Origin of the sequence: Anabaena sp. PCC 7938 (genome assembly GCF_049315035.1) — a bacterium.
Lineage (GTDB): Bacteria > Cyanobacteriota > Cyanobacteriia > Cyanobacteriales > Nostocaceae > Anabaena > Anabaena cylindrica.
On the sequence record NZ_CP186034.1, the window covers coordinates 770707 to 790157 of the forward strand.

The window sequence follows — 19451 nt, forward strand, 5'->3', positions numbered from 1 at the left end:
TTATCAATTCAGGAATTTATTTTGAGTTAACCTGCTTTTTTTTAGTGTGTATTGAAAGTCATGATTATCCATCTAGCTGGCGACACATTCTGTATTCTGCCATTGGTTATTTGTTGACTAGCAAGAGAAGGGGAAAAATCAGCTTATTTTTAGGTTTTTGCGATCGCATGAAAATTCCTGATTAATAGGCTTGGGGTTAGGACTATATTGAATTCAACAGTTAAGGATTGTAGAGAAGTTCCATGGAACGTCTCTACAAGGGTTCTGGAAAACCCATATTTAATTTCGGTCGATGTCTATTGCATTTTCCTCTTATGCCGAAATTGGCATTCTTAGATTTACATTCACTGCTTGCAATTCCTTCGCTTTCTCCTCTGGTAAAGCGTCGTTGGCAAACATCCCGGCTGCCAGTTCGGTTCCTGCCAAATACTTCAAGCGATCGCTCGTGCGGTATGGTGGATAAAACTGAGCGTGTAAATGTGCTTCAGGATGCGGTAAACCATCCGTTGGGGCTTGAAACCAAGACATTAAATAAGGGAAAGGACGATTCCACAAGCCGTCATATTTGAGAGTGACTGTTTTTAAGGCTTTAGCAATTCCCCAACGTTGTTCTAAGCTTAAATCTGAGAAAGTAGCCACTGGTTGTTTTGGTGCTACCCAAACCTCATAAGGGTAACGCGCACAGACCGGAACGAATGCGATCGCATCTTCATCTTCATAAATTATCCGTTGATGATCAGCAATTTCTTTCTCAATCAAATCTGCTAACAACCCACGTTGATGTTCCAGATAATACCGTTGCTGTTGTTCTAACATCTGTGCTGGCACAGGTGGAATAAACGGATAAGCGTAAATTTGTCCATGTGGATGGTGTAAAGTCACACCAACTTCCACACCTTTATTTTCAAACGGTAGTACATATTGAATTTGGGGATTTTTACCCAAAACCTCAGTGCGATCGCCCCAAACTTGCAAAATTAAATCCAAGTGTTCCAGTGTCAAGGACGACAGGGAAGCACGGGCATCTTGGGTAAACACCACCACCTCACAAGCCCCATTTGCAGGTAAGGTTTCCACAATGCAATCAGGCGGATTTTTGGCCGTCGTTACCATCGAGGGAAAACGGTTCTCAAATACTGCCACATCATACTTACCAACAGGTATTTCAGTGGGGAAATTAGGGTTGCGGCTAGGGGCAAGGGGGTTATATTCTGGTGGTGGTAAAAAAGTCCGCCCTTGACGATGACTAGCATAAGCTACCCATTCACCCCGGAGGGGATGCCAACGCAGGTGGGGATTTGCCCGCACTGGCTCATCACTGGGGCTAGTGGCTGTAATCTTTTCAGAAATTGGGCAACGACTATACAAAGTCATCTGCCGTCCATCGGGCTTTAACAAGCTGTGGGAGTACATAGTCCTTGTCCTGAAAGAGTAGCAGCACGGATCGCTGCAATGGGAAATTTCGGAGTGCGATCGCCGTACAATAAACCGTTAGCTTCTTGGAATGTATCTGTGAATTGGGTGTAACAGAGGCCACTGAATATCTCGATATTATTCACAGTTTCGAGCAGAGCAGCATACTTCATCTCTAGCTCGGAGATATTCCAGCAACGCTCATATCCCCAGGCTTTATCTGCTTCAGGCTGGGTAGCAGGTGCATAAGCAATACCACCAAACTCTGTCAGCATGATCGGTTGTCCTTGGTGTGGATAGTTGTCCAGGGTGAGAATCCGTCCACCAGGACGCTTACGCTCAAACAAATCTGTTAATTTAACTTCCGGCCCATAGCGATGAATCAACTGCTGGGGTTGAGTGTCGTAGTCATGAATAGCCAGAATATCTGTATTTATGCTTTCCCAGCCATCGTTACCAATCACCGGACGAGAAGGATCAAGGGTTTTGGTCAGATAATACATTGCCAAAACATAGTTTCTATGGGCAGCAGTTTCAACTAAATTCGGGACTCCCCAGGACTCATTAAAGGGAACCCATGCCACAATACACGGATGGTTAATATCACGATTGATTACCTCAGTCCACTCATGGGTCATACGTTCTACGGCTTTTTGGGTAAAGCGATAGGCACTGGGCATCTCTTCCCATACTAACAAGCCTAAAACATCTGCCCAATATAAAAATCGTGGATCTTCAATTTTTTGGTGTTTGCGAACTCCATTGAAACCCATAGCTTTAGCTAGTTCCACATCACGCCGTAATGCATCCTCATCGGGGGCGGTCATCAGGGACTCCGGCCAGTAACCTTGGTCAAGAACCAGCCGTAAATAATAGGGACGACCATTGAGCATAAAGCGATCGCGCTGAATACTCACAGTCCGCAATGCAGTATAGGATTTAACCGCATCTAACACCTGGTTGTTATACACCAACTGAATTTCTGCATCAATCAAAGTTGGTCTTTCTGGACTCCAGAGTAACTCATTGCGGTAGTCATCAATACCAGGGTCAGCGAGGGTAATCCGACGGCGAACTTCCCCATCGAACACTTCATAGGTATCATTTGCAAGTACCCTATCGCCAACGCTCAATTTCACCTTCATTTGAATACCGGAAACAGGTACATCCCCTGCCAGCGCCGCAAAACAGCCAATTTCCCACCGATCAAAGTCAGGAGTCCAGCAAATGTGATCTATATATGTTGTCCCTACACGCTCAACCCACACAGTCTGCCAAATACCAGTAGTGCGTGGATACCAAATACTGTGGGGTTCTAACTGCCAATCTTGCTTACCACGGGGTTTTGCTAAGTCGTGAGGATCATCTTGCGCCCATACTGTTACCTTGGTTGTGCCGCTTTCATTCAAAACGTGAGTAATATCAATGTTGAAAGGGGTATGTCCGCCTTCATGTTCAGCCAGATATTGGTCGTTTACCCAAACCCGCGCCCGATAATCTACAGCCCCAAAATGCAGTAGTAATCTTCCTTCTCCCGGTGGTGTCTCAAATTCTCTCTCATACCAACAGTTGGCATGAAATCCAGTATCACCAATCCCACTTTTGATAGATTCAGGAGCAAAGGGAACTTCTATATCATGAGTCCATTGCTTAAGGTCGCCGGGTTGGGCGCATTTTCCTTCATCATCAAATGCGAACTTCCATTGCCCGTCCAGACTTTGACAGTGAGTTAGCGTATCTACGCCTGTGGAGCATCGCTGTAATTGCGGCCGCGGATGAGTTGTTTCTCTGAAACTAAAAATTTGCTTATTATCAACCTGAGAGGTTAATTTAACTTCAGGATTTCCGATAGTTAATGCTTTCATCTAAAATCTCTTCCCTAACTGCAAAATAACAAAGTATTTTCCTATTTTTGGTTGAAAACAACCTAGTTTTAAAATTTAGAAAGCATAAGGCAGGAGTCAGCAGGCCTTAATATTCATCTAATCTACTGTTTGTCGGTTTCTAATCGTGTAGTTATTTCTATGTTCTGTATTGAGTCTATTTACAGAAATTACAGGAATTATGAACTGAATTATCCTTTCTAGCCTCAATACAGTATTATTTACTCCCATGAGATTAACCTTAACTGGCAATTTGAAATGGCCTCCATCACTCTTAGTGTCGGCGGTCTGAGAATATTTTATTTATTGACATCCTGGTTCGTGACATTATGGCACAAATAAACTAAATATTTATCCAATCCCGTGAAAATTTTAGTTGGAATTTTGGCTACTAACTATAGAGTATATCGAAAAACTAAGTGTCATTAGATATGCCTTTATTTCAAAATTGTATTATATTAAACTTTCTCAAAAACTAATGCAACAGTTATTGCCAACTGGGAATTTTGAGTAAAGTAGCCAAAAATGATTTGATTCTCCTTTTTTAACCTGAAAACATTAATTATGTGTTCACAAATCCGGCTATTAAGGTTTTATTAATAAGGATGTAAAATACTATTCTACTTAGCTTTTAGGCTAGGTTAATGCAATATTTTTATCACTAAGTATAATGTAGTAGCGATAGATGAAATAACAAGTATTAAGGAACGCTAGAAAATATATTATCCAATCTTGCAGGATGGGGATACGATGGCTAACGCCACGCGGTTGAGGGATGAATACCATTATAGCCTTTCCCACTCTAGTAAGATACAAAATTACCCCTCCCCTTGGTAAGGGGAGGGTGCGCGACAGCGCGGGTGGGGTGTATTTCATGAGCTTGGGAATTGCTATAATAAAACTTTTTTTATCTTTACCATTTAAGCTATAAAAAAATGAGTTAAATTTTCACTTTCACACCATACCGATTCACCATTCAAAATTTGATAACTGCCGCCAAACAAAAATTAACAGGCAATTTTTAGGGATAGTGCGATATTATCGGCATCGATTAACAGTGATAAAAATATATTGTTGGCAGATGAGATAAATCTAACTCTAATCATCAGTAATTGGAGAAAACAAAACATATGCTTCAAAATATAGACGCAGCAACTCACCATACTGCTAATGATGTAGATAAATTGGCAGAAGAATTGAATAGAGACGGAATTTGTATGATTCGCGGTCTTTTTGATAAAAAATTGATTAAGGAGTGGGCAGAAGCTTTTAAAAATTTATTTGCAGAACGTCAAAATCAACCAGGTGGGTTAGCTCCCCGTGAAATTTCCCGCTACTATCTTACATTGCCTTGGGTTAGGCCATTTGCTAATCCAAATGTTTTCGCCAACCCGGTGATTATGGGTATCCTGAAGCGGGTATTTTTCCAAGAATACGTGATGGTTCAGTTAGGTGTTGATGTGCCGTTTCAGGGTTCAGATTATCAGGAAATACATAGAGATTTTCGTCCTCTGTTCTGTGACGAGATAGTAACCCCACTCTATGCTCTAGCAGTTAACTTCCCACTTGTGGAAGTAACATCAGAGAATGGACCATTTCAAATGGCGCGTGGCACTCATGTTTTACCACGTGAGGTGGGACTAAAAAAGATTGCCACAGGTGAAATTCCGATGGAATCTTTCTATATGCAGCCTGGTGATGTAATTGTGCGATCGCCTTTAGCACTACACCGAGGTTCACCAAATCAGACAAACGAGCCAAGACCTATGGTAGTGATGGGCTATGCTATGCACTGGGTACACACCCCAAAGGTAGATTTGACTCTGCAACGAGACTATTATGAAAGCCTACCGGAAGAGTTACAACAAATGTTGCGGTGTGAAGTCGTGGAACAACTACCAACAGAAAAAGTTGAAACTTACATAAATTTCAAATACTAAGAAAACGGAAAACAAGGGTTTTTAAATCAATAAAGTTCAGTTAAAAAAGTAGGTTGGGTTAAGCGATAGCGCAACCCAACAAAAAAGTTGATTACACAATTAAAGATTCAAGGGTTTTTAAATCAATAAGGTTCAGTTAAAAAAGTAGGCTGAGTTAACCTAAGAAAAATTGATAATGTTGGGTTTCCTTGCGTCAACCCAACCTACATTACTTAAAATTTTTCAAAAATCATTTCTCTTAACTTACGAGTTTGATCAAAATGCTAACTTATATCAATCCAGTCTACAAAGGCTATTTTGCTGACCCTTTTGTTTGGCAACACCTGGGGGTATACTATGCAATTGGAACTGGTGCAGCAGAGGCAGCAGGAATAGTAGATGGAATATCTGAATCTACTAACCAACAGCGAATTTTTCCTCTGTTACGATCCTCCGATTTTGTGAATTGGGATTATGTTGGTAACGCACTACCGCGTCCAGATCCTGCTTTGGGAAATAATTTTTGGGCTCCAGAAGTTGCTTACTGTGATGGTAAGTTTTACCTCTATTATTCGGTGGGACATGAGGACAAAAATCATCAATTGCGGGTTGCCCAAAGTGATAGTCCAATGGGTCTTTATGAGGATGTTGATGAACCACTTACAGATCTGAATACCTGCTCTTTTGCGATTGATCCTCATCCGTTCCGCGATGAGGATGGACAGTGGTATTTGTTTTATGCCCGCGATTTTCTAGATACAGAGGGAGGTGTGCAGGCTGGAACTGCTATCGCTGTAGACCGACTCGAAAACATGACAAAGCTGGCTGGTGTTGAGAAAATTGTCTTGCGTGCGCGATCGCCTTGGCAACGGTTTTTAACCAATCGGTTGATGTATGGTGAATTCTATGATTGGCATACGTTAGAAGGCCCCTGTGTTCGTAAGCATGAAGGTAAATACTACTGTTTTTATAGTGGTGGACGCTGGGAAACTGAAAACTATGGTGTAGATTATGGAGTTGCTGACAATGTCATGGGGCTTTATTCTGATGCTGGTAACGAAACCGGGCCACGGGTGCTAAAGTCTGTTCCTGATTTTGTCAGAGGGCCGGGACATAACTCTATAGTTCTGGCTCCAGACAGTAACACTGAATATATTGTCTACCATGCTTGGACGAATAATATGGATAAACGACAAATTTGTTTAGATAAACTGATCTGGACACCAGAAGGGCCACGTTGCCAAGGCCCTACCTGGACAACGCAGACTATTACTAGCGAATAATCTTGGTACTGAAACAACCGTAGTACCAACGACATTTTTTAACGCCTACCTATTTACTGATGTCGCTGTTGATGCCATTGCCAAGCGTGGGTAATAATTTCATTCAATTTTGGGTGTTGAGGATGCCAACCCAATTTTGTACGTACTTTATCACTACTACCAACTAAAATTGGTGGGTCGCCTGGTCGGCGTTCGCGCTCTATAATTTTGATTTCTTTACCTGTTACTTGCTTGGCAGTTTCTATCACTTCTCTGACTGAAAAACCATGGCCATTTCCTAGATTAAATACCTCACTTTCTCCCTCATCTAGTAAATATTGCAAACCCAAAATATGAGCTTGTGCCAAGTCATTGATATGAATATAATCTCGGATACAAGTACCATCTGGAGTAGGATAATCTGTGCCGAAAATAAATATGGATTCCCTCTTGCCTAAAGCAGTCAGTAATACTAGTGGGATGAGGTGAGTTTCGGGGATGTGGTCTTCACCCAGCAATCCATTGGGGTCAGCACCTGCGGCGTTAAAATAGCGGAAGCTTACAGATTTGAGATTATAGGCGGTATCAAAATCTGACAAAATTCTTTCTACCATCCACTTGCTAGTTGCATAGGGACTAATGGGGTTTTGAGGATGGTCTTCGGTCAGAGGAATAAACTGAGGGACACCATAAAGAGCGCAGGTAGAAGAAAAGATAAATTTATTAATGGATGCAGCCAACATTGCTTCTAGCAGCGTCAAAGTACCGACAACATTATTACGGTAATATTTGGCTGGGTCAGTAACAGATTCACCTACAGCAATGTAAGCAGCAAAGTGCATTACTGCCGCTATGTTATGTGTAGAAAAGATGCTGTCGAGAAGAGAGCGATCGCTCATATCACCAACAATTAGTTTTACTTGCAAAGCCTGTTCTACAATTTCTCGATGCCCATTTGACAGATTATCTAGAATAATAACGTCATAACCTGCGTTTTTAAGAGCTAATACTGCATGGGAGCCAATATATCCTGCTCCCCCTGTGACTAAAATTGTTGACATAATTAGGGACTGGGGATTTAGAGAGTATGAAGATGAATTTACTAGCCTCTATTATCCATATAGCGCGAAATGGCGCTATCAAGACAAGGCATTAATTCACCGCGATCGCTACCAAGAACGCTATAAGTCGGACGGGGAGCAGCTAAACCAATTTCTTGCATAGGCAGAGTAATCAAATTGCTGACGCTGACACCAGCTTGTTTTGCCGCTACCCTTGCTAAGTCAGCCCAGGTGATGCCTGCGGACGCACTTTTGTTAGTTAAGTGCCACAAACCACTTTCGCCATCAATTAATAAATCGAGACTAGTATGGACAAGATCGGGTATGTATGTAGGTGAAACTATGGTATCCTCAGCAGCAATAAAAGTATTTCCAGCACTGAGTTGACGTAAGGCAATCGTAACAAAGTTGTAGTCATCCCACGGGCCGAAGAATGCACTGGTGCGAATCACTAGCGATGCCGGATAAGCCGTCAAGACCAGCTTTTCTGCCAAAACTTTGCTGCAACCATAGACATTGAGCGGAGCAACGGTATCAGTTTCTACATAAGGGTTATTTACAGCACCATTGAAGACTAAATCAGAAGAAAACATTAACAAGGCTGCCTGATGTTGAGCGCAAGCAGTAGCTAATATCTCTGCCCCTTCAGCGTTGATTTTTAGGCAAATCTGGGGTTCTCGCTCCGCATCGTCTACTCGCACATATCCAGCAGCGTTAACAACTGCCCAGGGCTGCAACTCGGACAGCACAGCATGGACTGAGTCCGAATTGGTAATATCCATTTCTTGTCGGGTCAGTAGGCGGTATATGATACCCCGCACTTCACACAACCGAGCAAAAGCTTTGCCTAATGTTCCTCTAGCTCCGACTATGACTAGAGGGCGAGGAGAAGCAGGGGAGACGTTAGAATCAAATTCTCCTCCGCCCCTCTGCCCCTCTGCTATGCTCACAACTAACGGTTGGGTAGACCAAACGCTCTGGTCGATGCCACCATCCTGGTGTATCAAGTAATGGATGATTGGGTTGATTACCAGTAGCTAAATCACGAATTAATTTAGCGATCGCAGTTTCTCTTGGTTGAGGAGAACGCAAATCAAATACACCTGATTCATAGTAGCCGACTGAGCGAGTTACTAAACTATTCCAATCGTAGCTACCTAAAAGCGCCCAAGCCGTGACAGCACGAATATCTACACTTTCATTTTGTAATTTCTGTGCAGCATTCCACACCTCATAAAACCACCGCAATTGCTCCTCACGGGTGCAACTAAGGTGAACTTCCGTCACAGCAAGAGGCAGTCGATAACGTTCCCATGTTTCTTTAAGCAGTGTGTATGGATCTGTCACACCTTCAGCACAAACTCTCACAGCTTCAACATCTGCATATTTATCCCGACCATTTCCACCATGTGTCCAAGCTGGATAATTTTCTGTATGCTCATCCAAAAAGCGATCGCTCGTAAGGTAATGGTTAATGCCGATAATGTCAGGTGGACAACAAGTATTTTGGCAAGCTTCTTCCAGTTCCGCCGCGCTGATGCCACAGTAGCATAAGTAACCCCACATGGGATGAGTTGGAGTAACGTAACCACACAATAAATCAAAGCTCAACCACCGACGTTCGTTTTCCAGTCCTGATTGATATACTAGCTTTGCTGTACTGTAAGTTTTACCCAAATCTTCTGTTTGCACCAGTTGTGCATTGGGGTTAACTTCTCGAATTGCCTTCATGGAAAGAGCGATCGCACAACATTCCCCCAACAAAGCACGAGCAAAAGTTAAATTATCCCGTCCGTGAGGATACCAATGACCATACATTCCACTAAATCGTGCAGTCGTCAAAGGTTCATTTATAGGAGTGTAATGCGTTACCCAAGGATAGCGCTCTGCTACCGCACGGGCAAACTCAGCTAATTTCTGGGGAAATTCTGGATCTACCAAACTAGTGTTACGCGGTCCACTGCCATGATGTACTAATCCCACAATCGGACTAATACCAAGTTCCCGTAATCTCCTCAACCGCTCATCTGTCCATGACCAATCAGCATTTTCTAATCCATTGGGTGCTACTTTTTCCCACAGCACGGGGTAGCGTATTCTCCTGATACTCAGTTGGGCAAATAACTCTAGATCATCCAAACGCCCTGCATGACCGTTGCGCTCTAATTGGTCAAAATACTCCTCACCCACACGATTGACTGTACACTCCACACCAGCCCAAATTTCTAAAGGAAATTGGGTTTTGAGTTTCGAGTTGAAAATAGAAGTCATAATTTGCCACTTAAAACGATGTTTTCTGTCGAAACAACAGGCAAACGCGAGAATGCAGAGACGTTATATATTGGTGTCATATTATGTCATTCACAACTCAAACCTTGACGGCGATTTGCTTGTAGACAGACAGCGCTTGCCCTACACATTGATCCATGTTGTAATACTTGTAGGTTGCCAACCGTCCCACAAAATATACCTCCGGTGTGGCATCTGCTAACGCCTTGTATTTCTTGTAAATCTCTTGATTCTCAGGACGTGGTACAGGGTAATAAGGGTCGCCCTCAGCTTTGGGAAATTCGTAAACGATGCTAGTTTTAGCGTGTTCCTGACCAGTCAGATATTTAAACTCTGTAACACGAGTATAAAGGTGTTCATTGGGATAGTTGATCACTGGTACAGGCTGAAATACTGGGATGTTATGGGTTTCGTGCTGAAAATCAAGAGAACGATAAGGTAACTTTCCATAGCGGTAATCAAAGAAATCGTCCACAGGGCCTGTGTAAACCATTTCCCGACAAGGAATGGCTTTTTCAATTTCCTGGTAATCAGTATTGAGCATCACCTTAATATTTGGGTGATTTAACATATTCTCAAACAACCGGGTAAAGCCATGCAATGGCATCGATTGGTAAGTATCAGTAAAATAACGATTGTCGCGGTTGTTGCGTGTGGGAATACGAGCAATTACTGATTTATCAAGTTCTGAGGGATCAAGTCCCCATTGCTTGCGCGTGTAACCGCGAAAGAATTTTTCATATAATACTCGTCCGACTTTGCTGACCACTACATCTTCTGATGTGTAAATATATTCTTTTGGTTCAGCCAGTGCTTTGAAAAAATCTTCGACCTCAAAAGAATTAAGATCCATACCATAGAGCGTGTTGATGGTGTCAAGGTTAATAGGTATGGGAACTAATTGACCATCTACACTAGCCAGGACACGATGTTCATAAGAACGCCACTGAGTAAAGCGTGAGAGGTATTCAAAGATTTCGCGGGAATTGGTGTGAAAAATGTGGGGGCCGTATTTATGGACGAGAATACCATGATCATTGTAATGATCGTAGGCATTTCCCCCAATGTGATTACGCTTATCGACAACCAGCACTTTCTTTCCTAACTGAGTTGCCAAACGTTCAGCAATGACGCTACCAGAAAAGCCTGCACCAACAATCAGGTAATCAAAAACAAAGTCTCTAGTAATGATATTCGGTGCTTGTTTTTTAGCGATCGCACCAAGATTATTTTTCTCCTCTGCATCACGGGTAGCGATTGCGCTTCGCGGAGTGCTGGTAGCGATCGCCGAATCGATCAATTTTATCATTGATGCCCAAGTCCGATCCCAAGAAATCTGCTCTAAAAAGGCATCTACTCGACTCAACCACCCCGATTTTGGAGTATCTTCCTGCATTGCTTTTTCAGCAGCGGTGATGAAATCAGAAACTGTGTCTGCAATGCGTACCAGTTTTGATTCTCCATAGGGACGCACCACGTCCCGAATACTGGTAGATACCACAGGTTTGCCGGCTGCAAGATATTCAGGAGTTTTAGTGGGACTAATAAAGCGTGTTGCTTCATTGCGGGCAAATGGCAACATTGCTAAATCCCATCCTGCTAAATATTCAGGTAGCTGTTGATAGGTTTTAACACCGAGATAATGGATATTCTCGGATTGTGGCAGCATTGCTGGATCAATTTTTACAACCGGGCCAACCATGACTAAATGCCAGTCAGGACGCGCATCAGCAATACCTTGAAGCAGTTCAATATCCATCCGTTCATCAATTACACCAAAGAAGCCCAGACGGGGATGGGGAATATGCGCTTGATCTGCTGGTTCTGTCTCCAGGTTTCTGGCTTCTCCAAAATGGGTTATATCTACACTACTAGGAAAAGCATAGACATTTGGATGCTGGTTAACTTTATTTTCGTAAAGGCTTTGTCCCCCCGTAAAAACTAAGTCTGCACGACGAAATAATTCAGCTTCGTAATTTTTTAAAGTTGGTGGCGCTCCTTGGAATCCAGATAATTCATCCATGCAATCATATACTACAGCCTGGGGTTGCCAGTGCCGTGTAAATGCGATCGCCATTGGTGTATAATACCAACAAATATACTTGTGGATGTTATGTTCTGCCAAAAAACCATCAATTAGAATTTGCAAATTTGCGTTGACAGATTCTTCACTTAAACCTTCTGGTAAATGGGGAACAACAACCACAACTCCGCTGGCATCTTGGCTAATTTCCAATTGCCGCAAATTTTCCTGATTAAAAATTGGTTCTTCAATAAAAAATACCCGCTTTCCCTTAACACAGCGACTGAGAAGATGTTGCGGTCTTTGATAAACGAAATGCCATCGCAAGTGAGATAAACAGACTATATCCGCCGTATCTGTGATAGTTTCTGTTGTGTGACGATGTTTATTTAATGAGGATAAATTCAATGATGATACACCTAGCTCAGATTGCTTGGTTTCACTCAGCTTTGAAGACGCAATACGACTAGCACCGTTCTTTTTACGTTGAGCTTTTTCACTGGGCATAAATTTTAATTCAATGTATTACAAATAGGACTAGTGAGTTGCCAAAAAAAATCAACAAGTCACCTCCAAAATTAATGGTTGGTTTCCAGATTTAACCAAAACCTGTAATAATAATCTTGAGTATTGGGTTCTTAATCCTTAATTTTGGATTCCGTATTAGTTTCTAATTATAAATACTGACTGTGATTTCCACCTCTACCCAGGAAGATAAATAAATATATCCCCAGCTTCATAAAAAATAAATTCAGAAATTACCAAAGCAAGAAGAAATAAAAAATATGATTTTCCTGCAAAAAAACCTCTATTCCCTTGTGATTAGAGGAGGAAAATTACAAAAATGTCAGAGGAATTCCTAATATAGCAATTCCCAAGCTCATGAAATATAACCCACCCGCGCTATCGCGCATCCTCCCTTTGGTAAGAAGAGGATTGGGGAGGGGTAATTTTGTATATCGCGCTTAGGAATGAAATTAAAGTTAAAGAAACTTATTCTTTTCAATACACCCGGTTTAATTTTGAGATACAGATTGTTTCATTTATCTGAAAAATACAGCTATTTTCAGATAAATGAAAAAAAACTAAATTCAACCCATTGTGGAGATTTTTCCGGAAAAATATTCACTATCTAGTTTATCTAAACCCCATAAATCTCCTATGGATTAATAATTCCATAGTAAATTGCAGCCACAAATAAAACCACCAAGATAATCAGGATAAAACTATTGCGTACTGCGGATGAATAACCGGGTTTAAAACCCCCCACTAAATCTACGATTTAGTGGTCTACCCTTCGGGAACGCCAAGGGCCAATAAGATGACCCAATGGTGACACCTTTACGAGAATTAGTGTACTTACCTAAAGGCAGTTTAGATCCTGCGGAAATTTTAGAGCAAGCTGTAGAAGTTAGCAAAAATGCTAATGACTGAGAATTAAGAGAAAATTCCAGTGCCACGCTTAATCATAGCTCGGTGATTTTCTGAATTTTTACTAAAATTAAGAGATTTTGCTGTATGTATAATCAATATTTTCGATTATTCTAGATTTAGAGGATTTTCGAGCAATTTAGGGCAACTACAAATAATGAAAGCTGTGCAAAGGATAGGGATTGCTGCTGTATCTGGGATGATGTTTTTAACAGTAACATCTGTAGCCAAAGCCAATGATCCTGGTGGTTGTTTTATGGTGACATCATCGGGTAAAACTGTTAGTCTTGGACAACTCTGCGGGATGACATCACCACCATCAACTCCCAAGGTTTTTCGAGTTCCAATTAAGCGTCGTAGCGGACAGACTCCAATTATAGATGTTAATTTTAACGGTAATCAAGTCTTTGAAATGGTTGTTGATACTGGTGCGAGTGGTATTTTGATTACTCAAGGAATGGCTACAGCCCTGAAAATTCAACCTTCAGGAACTGTAAAAGCGAGTATTGCCGATGGTAGTATAGTTGAGTTCAAAACTGGTAATATCTCAACAATTGCTGTTAGTGGTGCTGTTGTTAATAATGCCAGAGTTGCGATCGCACCCAAAGCGATGATTGGGCTGCTGGGACATGATTTTTTTGGGAAATATGATGTCAAAATCTTAGAAAAACAAGTTGAATTTCATCAGCGTTAGCACAATCATGGGTAGTAATTACCCCCTGGCTAAATTAACCAGGAGTATAAAAAACATTAGTTCAGCTTTACAAACGTTGCAGCAAATTTAAACCATGAGTATCAGTACCACAGGTATTAAATAACCCAAATTCTTCAGCTAAAAGTTGCACTTCTTCTGATACAACAGGACTGGGTTTCCAAGGAGTGGGATTGTTGTAAGCATAGAAAGCTTCAACACCGTCAATTCCATCTTCCACAGCAGCGGGAATCAAGTCAAAGTGCGATCGCTTGTACCTGGCTGGATGAGCAAGTACAGCTAGTCCACCAGCATCATGAATAGCAGATATCACATTAGCTGCTTGATATTGTTTACCTGTAGTTGCTTTTTTTTGCAAATAAGGATTGAGACTAGAGCTTTCTGGATCAAAAGCATAAGCCAAAATGTGAACTTCTATATCCAACAAATTGGCATTGATTTCTACACCACTCCACAGATGAGGAGTATGTGCATCGGGATGACCCCACTTCCAATCTTCTAACCAAGCCTGTGCGGCTTGATAGCCAGCAATAGTATGATGGTCAGTAATCGCTAATCCTTTTAGCCCAATTGCGATCGCTTGCTCCATCAATCCACTTGGCTGCAATCTGCCATCCGAGTTGACCGTGTGCATATGAAAATTAAATAAACTAGGACAACTTTCGGCATCAATGCTCTGGAATACTTGTCTTAAAAGTTCTGTGGAAGCAGTAGTCTGGACAAAATTTACAACCATAACCCCCTCTGAACAACAATATGCAATTTTTTAAGAAACCAACACGCCACACTGAATAAATGAAAAATCAATATACACTAGTGTCGGCAGCTACTTTATCTGCTACAGTAATTAATTTTTGAGATTTGTTAAGACTACGTTAGCAAATCTCAACGCTCATGGTCATGAGTATTTTTGATTACTTCTATAAAGACAGTCTAAAAATTTGCGTAAGTTTTGATAAATACTGATATTCTATTCGTTTTAGATACCTGTTATATCTGTTTAGGCTGGTAATGACCAATCACCCATTACCAATCACCCATTACCAATTCCCCTGTACCAGTCACAACTTCACCAATTGCATAAGCGGGAATATCCTGCGATTGAAAATGGTTAATTGCTTGTTCCACTTGGTGAGGTGGTAGTATCACCACAAATCCAATCCCCATATTAAATGTATTATACATAGCTTCATCGCTTACAGAGCCAGCCTCAGCTAACCACTGAAACATAGAGGGAATAGTCCAACTATTGGGATTAATTTTGATTGCTTGTCCTGTTCCCAGACATCTAGGTAAATTTTCCGGCAAACCCCCACCAGTGATGTGAGCCATAGCGTGAACTTCTAACCCAGCTTTCAACGCCGCTAAAACAGGTTTAACATAAATTCGGGTAGGTGTGAGGAAAGTCCCACCGATAGTTTCCCCATTGAATAAATCTGGGTTGTCATTCCAAGAAAAGCCCCCATTGCTGACAATTTTTCTGACCAAACTCAAACCATTACTATGAACCCCAGTACTAGCTAAACCTATAGCCACATCCCCAACTTGCACTTGAGAACCATCTAGCATCCGGCTTTTTTCTACAATTCCCACACAGAAACCAGCCAAGTCATATTCACCAACTTGGTAAAAACCTGGCATTTCGGCTGTTTCGCCGCCCAACAAAGCAGAACCCGCCAATTTACAACCAGTAGCTATCCCCGCTACCACCTGAGTTAACTGCTCTTTGTCTAGCTTACCCGTTGCTACATAATCTAAAAAAAACAGTGGTTCGGCTCCCGATGTCAGCACATCATTCACACACATCCCCACCAAATCAATCCCTACGGTATCATGGCGGTTGAGAATTTGGGCTATTTTTAGCTTTGTACCGACACCATCTGTCCCAGACACCAAAACGGGTTCCTTGTAACCTGTAGGGAGTTGAAAACAGCCACCAAAGCCACCTAATCCCCCAATTACTTCCGGTCTAAAGGTGCTATGAACCAAATTACGAATTTGATCTACAAAAGCTCTACCCGCTTCAACATCAACGCCTGCATCCCGATAATCCATGCCTAATTACACCGTTCTCAATCTGCGACACACATAGACTATCATCATGACACAATTTAGGCACTAATAGAAGAAGGAGTTCAGGAGTTCAGGAGTTCAGGAGAAAAAGCAATAAGAAACTAGAAAAAAAGGAAGTATTACTCAATACCTTGTCCATTTTTTGTAGGTTGGGTTAAGCGACAGCGCAACCCGACGCATTTGTTGGGTTATACCTCCGGCACACTACGTGTTCACGCAGTGTCCCGCAGGGATACGTCCCATTGCTCCGCAACGCTGACGCGAACAACTCAACCTACAGATCAAGACTTTTTTCGATTTGGACTAAGAGTTATTGGTAATTGGTAATTGGGTTATTCACTTCCTCATCTCCATCATTTACCCTGTCACCTGTCACCTGTCACCTATTCCCTAAAATACCTGATCTTCAATTCCGAGCCACCATTCGCCCAAATTCATCAAATCTTGGAGAATATCGGCTAATTCTTGCTCATAAACCTGTGTTGATATTGTATCTCGCCGTTCTTTTAGTTTTTGTAGCCTTAATTGAACCAATAACCAAGGTTTAGAAATGCCCCCTGTGGCTTCTAGATATTTTGCTAGTTTTGTACTATCCATAAAATTTTAGTTTCTTGTGCGTTTAATTACGAATTTAAAATTATGTAAATAATGATACTCCTGACTCCCGAATTTTTACCAAATTATGCTTTTACTTCATAAATAGATATTGCTTCATCTTTGCCTTTGACTTTCACTGATTTATCTATTAGTCTCAGAGAAAAAGATTCAGGACAAGATAAGTTTCTCACTACTGACTCGGTGATGAGAATATTACATCCATATTGCTTAGTTAGCCCCTCAATTCGGGAGGCAACATTAACTGCATCACCGATAACAGTAGAATCTATGCGGGAAGTAAAGCCTACTGTACCCATAACTACTGTACCACGATGAATACCAATGCCAACACTAATTCTTGGTAAACCAGTTTTTCCTGTTTGCATACTTCGCTCATCATTAAACTTATCTAAAGCTTGTTGCATTAAAATTGCGGCGTGTAAAGCGCAGTCTGTATTTCCATCGTCAAATAGCGCCATAATAGCATCACCAATATATTTATCAATAAATCCCCCTGCTTCATCTATGGCTTTTCCCATACAAGCCAAATAGTCATTCAAAAACCTAAAGATTTCTATAGGTTCCATTGCTTCAGACATTGAGGTATAACCGCGAATATCACAGAATAAAATCGTCATTCTCCTTGTTGAAGCTGCACCTACTTCAATGTTTTCTATGCCTTGGGGAGCAATAACTGAGATAAACTTATTGGGAACAAATCTCTCAAAAGAATCTAAAGTTTTTTTCAACTTGTTAAATGATATCTGCAATGCAGCAGACATTTCATTTACTGAAGTTGCCAAAGCGCCAATTTCATCTGCACGAGAATGAATATCTGCGCGATGTTGTAAATCTCCACCTGCGATTTTAGCAACACTAATTTGTAAACGGCGTACCGGATCACTTAAATGCTGTGCTAAGAAATACGCACATATCCAGCCTATGTTTAGTCCAGCAAAACCTACTACCAAAGCCTGATTGACTGCATTGGTAACAGCAAGATTGACTTTTCGTAAGGATATACCTATTCTTAATTTGCCAAGTTTTCTACCAGATAGTGTTTGAATATCTGATGATACCTCCATCACTTTTTCACCACGTTTAGCCCGTAATTTATCAGCAAAATAAATATCTCGGAGAATAAATGTTTCAACAACGTGAGTTTTTTCGGAGGAATTTATGGCAGCATTGGTGACACTGAGGGATACAATATCAGGGATATAATTGTTTTGAAATTCGTCAGGAGAAGACGCAGCAATCTGATTTTTTTGATTGGAATCAGATACTAAGGCATAGAGAAAATCTTCATTTTCTCTCAACAGCAAATCTATATTTAAACGAATTTGACTCCAGTTTTCCTCCGATACCTCGTTGGCATAGGTAGAACTTAATACCTTAGATAGAATTTTAGCATCATTTAATTTTTCTTGGTGGTAAAGAGTACTTTCACTTTTTGCCCAAACCGTAACGATCGCACCAATCAAAGCCAGAATCAGGAGGGTGGTAGAAGCCATGATCTGGGTACGAATTGAAGAACGTAAGGCGAAAAATTTCATGGCTTTACAGTCAACTCTTCTACAAAAGTCACCCATTTGAGTTGCTTGGTTTCTGCTTGACAGTTATTACCGAAAGCTAGAGTCACTGGGCCACCCATTTTCGATGAAATTGGTTTTTTGTCGTTATCCCATCTGGTAGCTAAGAGAATATCACAGTTGCGGACTTCTTCAGCGGTTAAATTTATTGCTTCTGTTGTTTTACGGTAAACTGCTGGTTTACCACTTATAACCACAGATCCCTTTGGGGTTAAGTTAACACCAGCTAAGGACAAAACATCGCGCACTCTGACACCCTGTATTTGAACCTTGTTACTTGGCCACCAGACTCGATAACCAACTTTTTGTGTCAGGGTAACTTGAGGTAATTTGTCAAGATCTGCTAAATTAAATTCACGCTGACCCACTCGCACTAGGGCTTTTTCTGTACCAACTATGATATCGGTGACGTAAAATGCCCACATACCTTCATCATATTTTTGTTTGAGTTCCTGATGCTGGGTATAAGGAAAGACTAAATAAATCGGGCCTCCTTGACTACGCTGAATTTGTTGATTATTTCTGGTAAGTGCTAAAATGATTGGGTAAGTCAGCAAGTCTTCTATTTTGATTGTGACTTGATAAGCGTCGTAAGAGACAAAAGTTACTTCAGTTACTCCTGGTTGAATACCAAACTTTTGTAACAGTGTGTTTATAGCTATGCCACGAAAATTAAATACCTGACTTGGGTTAACGATGTTATTTGCATCAACTGTATTGACATTGGCTTGAGCTAAATCTTGTATCTGCTGCCAATTTAGGGTTACAGGTTTACCAGTCGTTGTTTCACCCTGAATAACTAAATTCCACTGACGCTGCTGATTGTTTTTGTCGTTATCTGCCAGAATTTGCCTATTGCGCGTAACTGCTTCTTTACGCCATACTTCCAATTGTTGATCTGTCGGCTTTTTTGTGCAACCTACCAAGCAGATTGTAGCTATCCCTAAAGATGCTAAGGCCAAGTTTTTCCAGACATTCAATACAACCACATCTAAAACTACTACTTCAAGAAGGTTTGTAAACTGGGGTTGGCTACTTTAGGGGCAGCACTGTAATACATTTTTACACGATGATTAGAGATTCTCCACAAAAATGTGACCTTTGTGGCTACTAAATGATGAAAACGTCACAATAGGGAATGGGTAATTGGTGATTGGTGATTGGTGATTGGTGATTGGTAATTGGTGATTGGGAAA

14 protein-coding genes and 1 pseudogene are annotated in these 19451 nt (G+C 41.3%); 4 read left to right on the forward strand and 11 right to left on the reverse strand.

Features of this window, described 5'->3' with window-relative positions:
• Window positions 1–312 precede the first annotated feature (312 nt).
• Entirely contained in the window at window positions 313–1413 is a 1101-nt protein-coding gene (gene galT / locus ACOWPH_RS03765; RefSeq protein ID WP_015214065.1) for a galactose-1-phosphate uridylyltransferase, read from the reverse strand.
• On the reverse strand, window positions 1392–3278 hold the full coding sequence (locus ACOWPH_RS03770; protein WP_015214066.1) for a glycoside hydrolase family 2 protein: 1887 nt from the start codon (window positions 3276–3278) through the stop codon (window positions 1392–1394). The genes galT and ACOWPH_RS03770 overlap by 22 nt, the downstream gene beginning before the upstream one ends.
• 1148 nt (window positions 3279–4426) lie before the next feature.
• Here ACOWPH_RS03770 and ACOWPH_RS03775 point away from each other — a divergent pair.
• Window positions 4427–5236 carry a phytanoyl-CoA dioxygenase family protein gene (locus tag ACOWPH_RS03775; protein ID WP_015214067.1) on the forward strand — a complete coding sequence of 270 codons (810 nt, stop codon included), beginning with the start codon at window positions 4427–4429 and terminating at the stop codon, window positions 5234–5236.
• Between the two features lie 260 nt (window positions 5237–5496).
• A complete protein-coding gene (locus ACOWPH_RS03780) occupies window positions 5497–6498 on the forward strand; it encodes a glycoside hydrolase family 43 protein (RefSeq protein ID WP_015214068.1) in 1002 nt (333 codons plus the stop codon).
• A 53-nt stretch (window positions 6499–6551) separates the two neighbouring features.
• Here ACOWPH_RS03780 and galE read toward each other — a convergent pair whose 3' ends face one another.
• From galE to glf, 4 genes are all read right to left on the reverse strand, one after another.
• Window positions 6552–7538, reverse strand: coding sequence for a UDP-glucose 4-epimerase GalE (gene galE / locus ACOWPH_RS03785; RefSeq protein ID WP_015214069.1), 987 nt, complete (start codon window positions 7536–7538; stop codon window positions 6552–6554).
• 41 nt (window positions 7539–7579) lie between these two features.
• Window positions 7580–8488 (reverse strand): SDR family oxidoreductase, encoded by a 909-nt coding sequence (locus ACOWPH_RS03790; protein WP_015214070.1) that lies wholly within the window; start codon window positions 8486–8488, stop codon window positions 7580–7582.
• On the reverse strand, window positions 8448–9809 hold the full coding sequence (locus tag ACOWPH_RS03795; RefSeq protein WP_015214071.1) for a family 1 glycosylhydrolase: 1362 nt from the start codon (window positions 9807–9809) through the stop codon (window positions 8448–8450). Before ACOWPH_RS03795 ends, ACOWPH_RS03790 begins: the two co-directional genes overlap by 41 nt.
• Window positions 9810–9906: 97 nt before the next feature.
• On the reverse strand, window positions 9907–12357 hold the full coding sequence (gene glf / locus ACOWPH_RS03800; RefSeq protein ID WP_015214072.1) for a UDP-galactopyranose mutase: 2451 nt from the start codon (window positions 12355–12357) through the stop codon (window positions 9907–9909).
• A gap of 813 nt (window positions 12358–13170) precedes the next feature.
• On the opposite strand from glf, the pseudogene ACOWPH_RS03805 reads away from it, so the two are divergent.
• Together ACOWPH_RS03805 and ACOWPH_RS03810 are read left to right on the forward strand one after the other, a co-directional pair.
• Window positions 13171–13284, forward strand: a pseudogene (locus ACOWPH_RS03805) (NAD(P)H-quinone oxidoreductase subunit I); the annotation flags it as partial.
• Window positions 13285–13438: 154 nt separating this feature from the next.
• Window positions 13439–13975: a retropepsin-like aspartic protease family protein gene (locus ACOWPH_RS03810; protein ID WP_015214073.1), complete on the forward strand. Its 537-nt coding sequence runs from the start codon at window positions 13439–13441 to the stop codon at window positions 13973–13975.
• A 67-nt stretch (window positions 13976–14042) separates the two neighbouring features.
• Here the strand turns inward: ACOWPH_RS03810 and ACOWPH_RS03815 are convergent, their stop codons facing one another.
• From ACOWPH_RS03815 to ACOWPH_RS03835, 5 genes are all read right to left on the reverse strand, one after another.
• Window positions 14043–14729: a PHP domain-containing protein gene (locus ACOWPH_RS03815; protein WP_015214074.1), complete on the reverse strand. Its 687-nt coding sequence runs from the start codon at window positions 14727–14729 to the stop codon at window positions 14043–14045.
• A gap of 290 nt (window positions 14730–15019) precedes the next feature.
• Window positions 15020–16048, reverse strand: a complete 1029-nt coding sequence (purM, locus tag ACOWPH_RS03820; RefSeq protein WP_015214075.1) for a phosphoribosylformylglycinamidine cyclo-ligase — start codon at window positions 16046–16048, stop codon at window positions 15020–15022.
• A 408-nt stretch (window positions 16049–16456) separates the two neighbouring features.
• Window positions 16457–16663 (reverse strand): hypothetical protein, encoded by a 207-nt coding sequence (locus tag ACOWPH_RS03825; RefSeq protein WP_015214076.1) that lies wholly within the window; start codon window positions 16661–16663, stop codon window positions 16457–16459.
• Between the two features lie 83 nt (window positions 16664–16746).
• Window positions 16747–18219: an adenylate/guanylate cyclase domain-containing protein gene (locus ACOWPH_RS03830; RefSeq protein WP_015214077.1), complete on the reverse strand. Its 1473-nt coding sequence runs from the start codon at window positions 18217–18219 to the stop codon at window positions 16747–16749.
• A complete protein-coding gene (locus tag ACOWPH_RS03835) occupies window positions 18216–19244 on the reverse strand; it encodes a molybdopterin-dependent oxidoreductase (protein WP_015214078.1) in 1029 nt (342 codons plus the stop codon). The genes ACOWPH_RS03830 and ACOWPH_RS03835 overlap by 4 nt, the downstream gene beginning before the upstream one ends.
• Window positions 19245–19451: the final 207 nt, after the last annotated feature.

Excerpts from the sequence above, each read along its gene's own strand:
- galT (WP_015214065.1), bottom strand. The coding sequence starts at position 1,413 with ATGTACTCCCACAGCTTGTTAAAGCCCGATGGACGGCAGATGACTTTG.
- ACOWPH_RS03770 (WP_015214066.1), bottom strand. The coding sequence starts at position 3,278 with ATGAAAGCATTAACTATCGGAAATCCTGAAGTTAAATTAACCTCTCAG.
- ACOWPH_RS03775 (WP_015214067.1), top strand. The coding sequence starts at position 4,427 with ATGCTTCAAAATATAGACGCAGCAACTCACCATACTGCTAATGATGTA.
- ACOWPH_RS03780 (WP_015214068.1), top strand. The coding sequence starts at position 5,497 with ATGCTAACTTATATCAATCCAGTCTACAAAGGCTATTTTGCTGACCCT.
- galE (WP_015214069.1), bottom strand. The coding sequence starts at position 7,538 with ATGTCAACAATTTTAGTCACAGGGGGAGCAGGATATATTGGCTCCCAT.
- ACOWPH_RS03795 (WP_015214071.1), bottom strand. The coding sequence starts at position 9,809 with ATGACTTCTATTTTCAACTCGAAACTCAAAACCCAATTTCCTTTAGAA.
- glf (WP_015214072.1), bottom strand. The coding sequence starts at position 12,357 with ATGCCCAGTGAAAAAGCTCAACGTAAAAAGAACGGTGCTAGTCGTATT.
- ACOWPH_RS03810 (WP_015214073.1), top strand. The coding sequence starts at position 13,439 with ATGAAAGCTGTGCAAAGGATAGGGATTGCTGCTGTATCTGGGATGATG.
- ACOWPH_RS03815 (WP_015214074.1), bottom strand. The coding sequence starts at position 14,729 with ATGGTTGTAAATTTTGTCCAGACTACTGCTTCCACAGAACTTTTAAGA.
- purM (WP_015214075.1), bottom strand. The coding sequence starts at position 16,048 with ATGGATTATCGGGATGCAGGCGTTGATGTTGAAGCGGGTAGAGCTTTT.
- ACOWPH_RS03825 (WP_015214076.1), bottom strand. The coding sequence starts at position 16,663 with ATGGATAGTACAAAACTAGCAAAATATCTAGAAGCCACAGGGGGCATT.
- ACOWPH_RS03830 (WP_015214077.1), bottom strand. The coding sequence starts at position 18,219 with ATGAAATTTTTCGCCTTACGTTCTTCAATTCGTACCCAGATCATGGCT.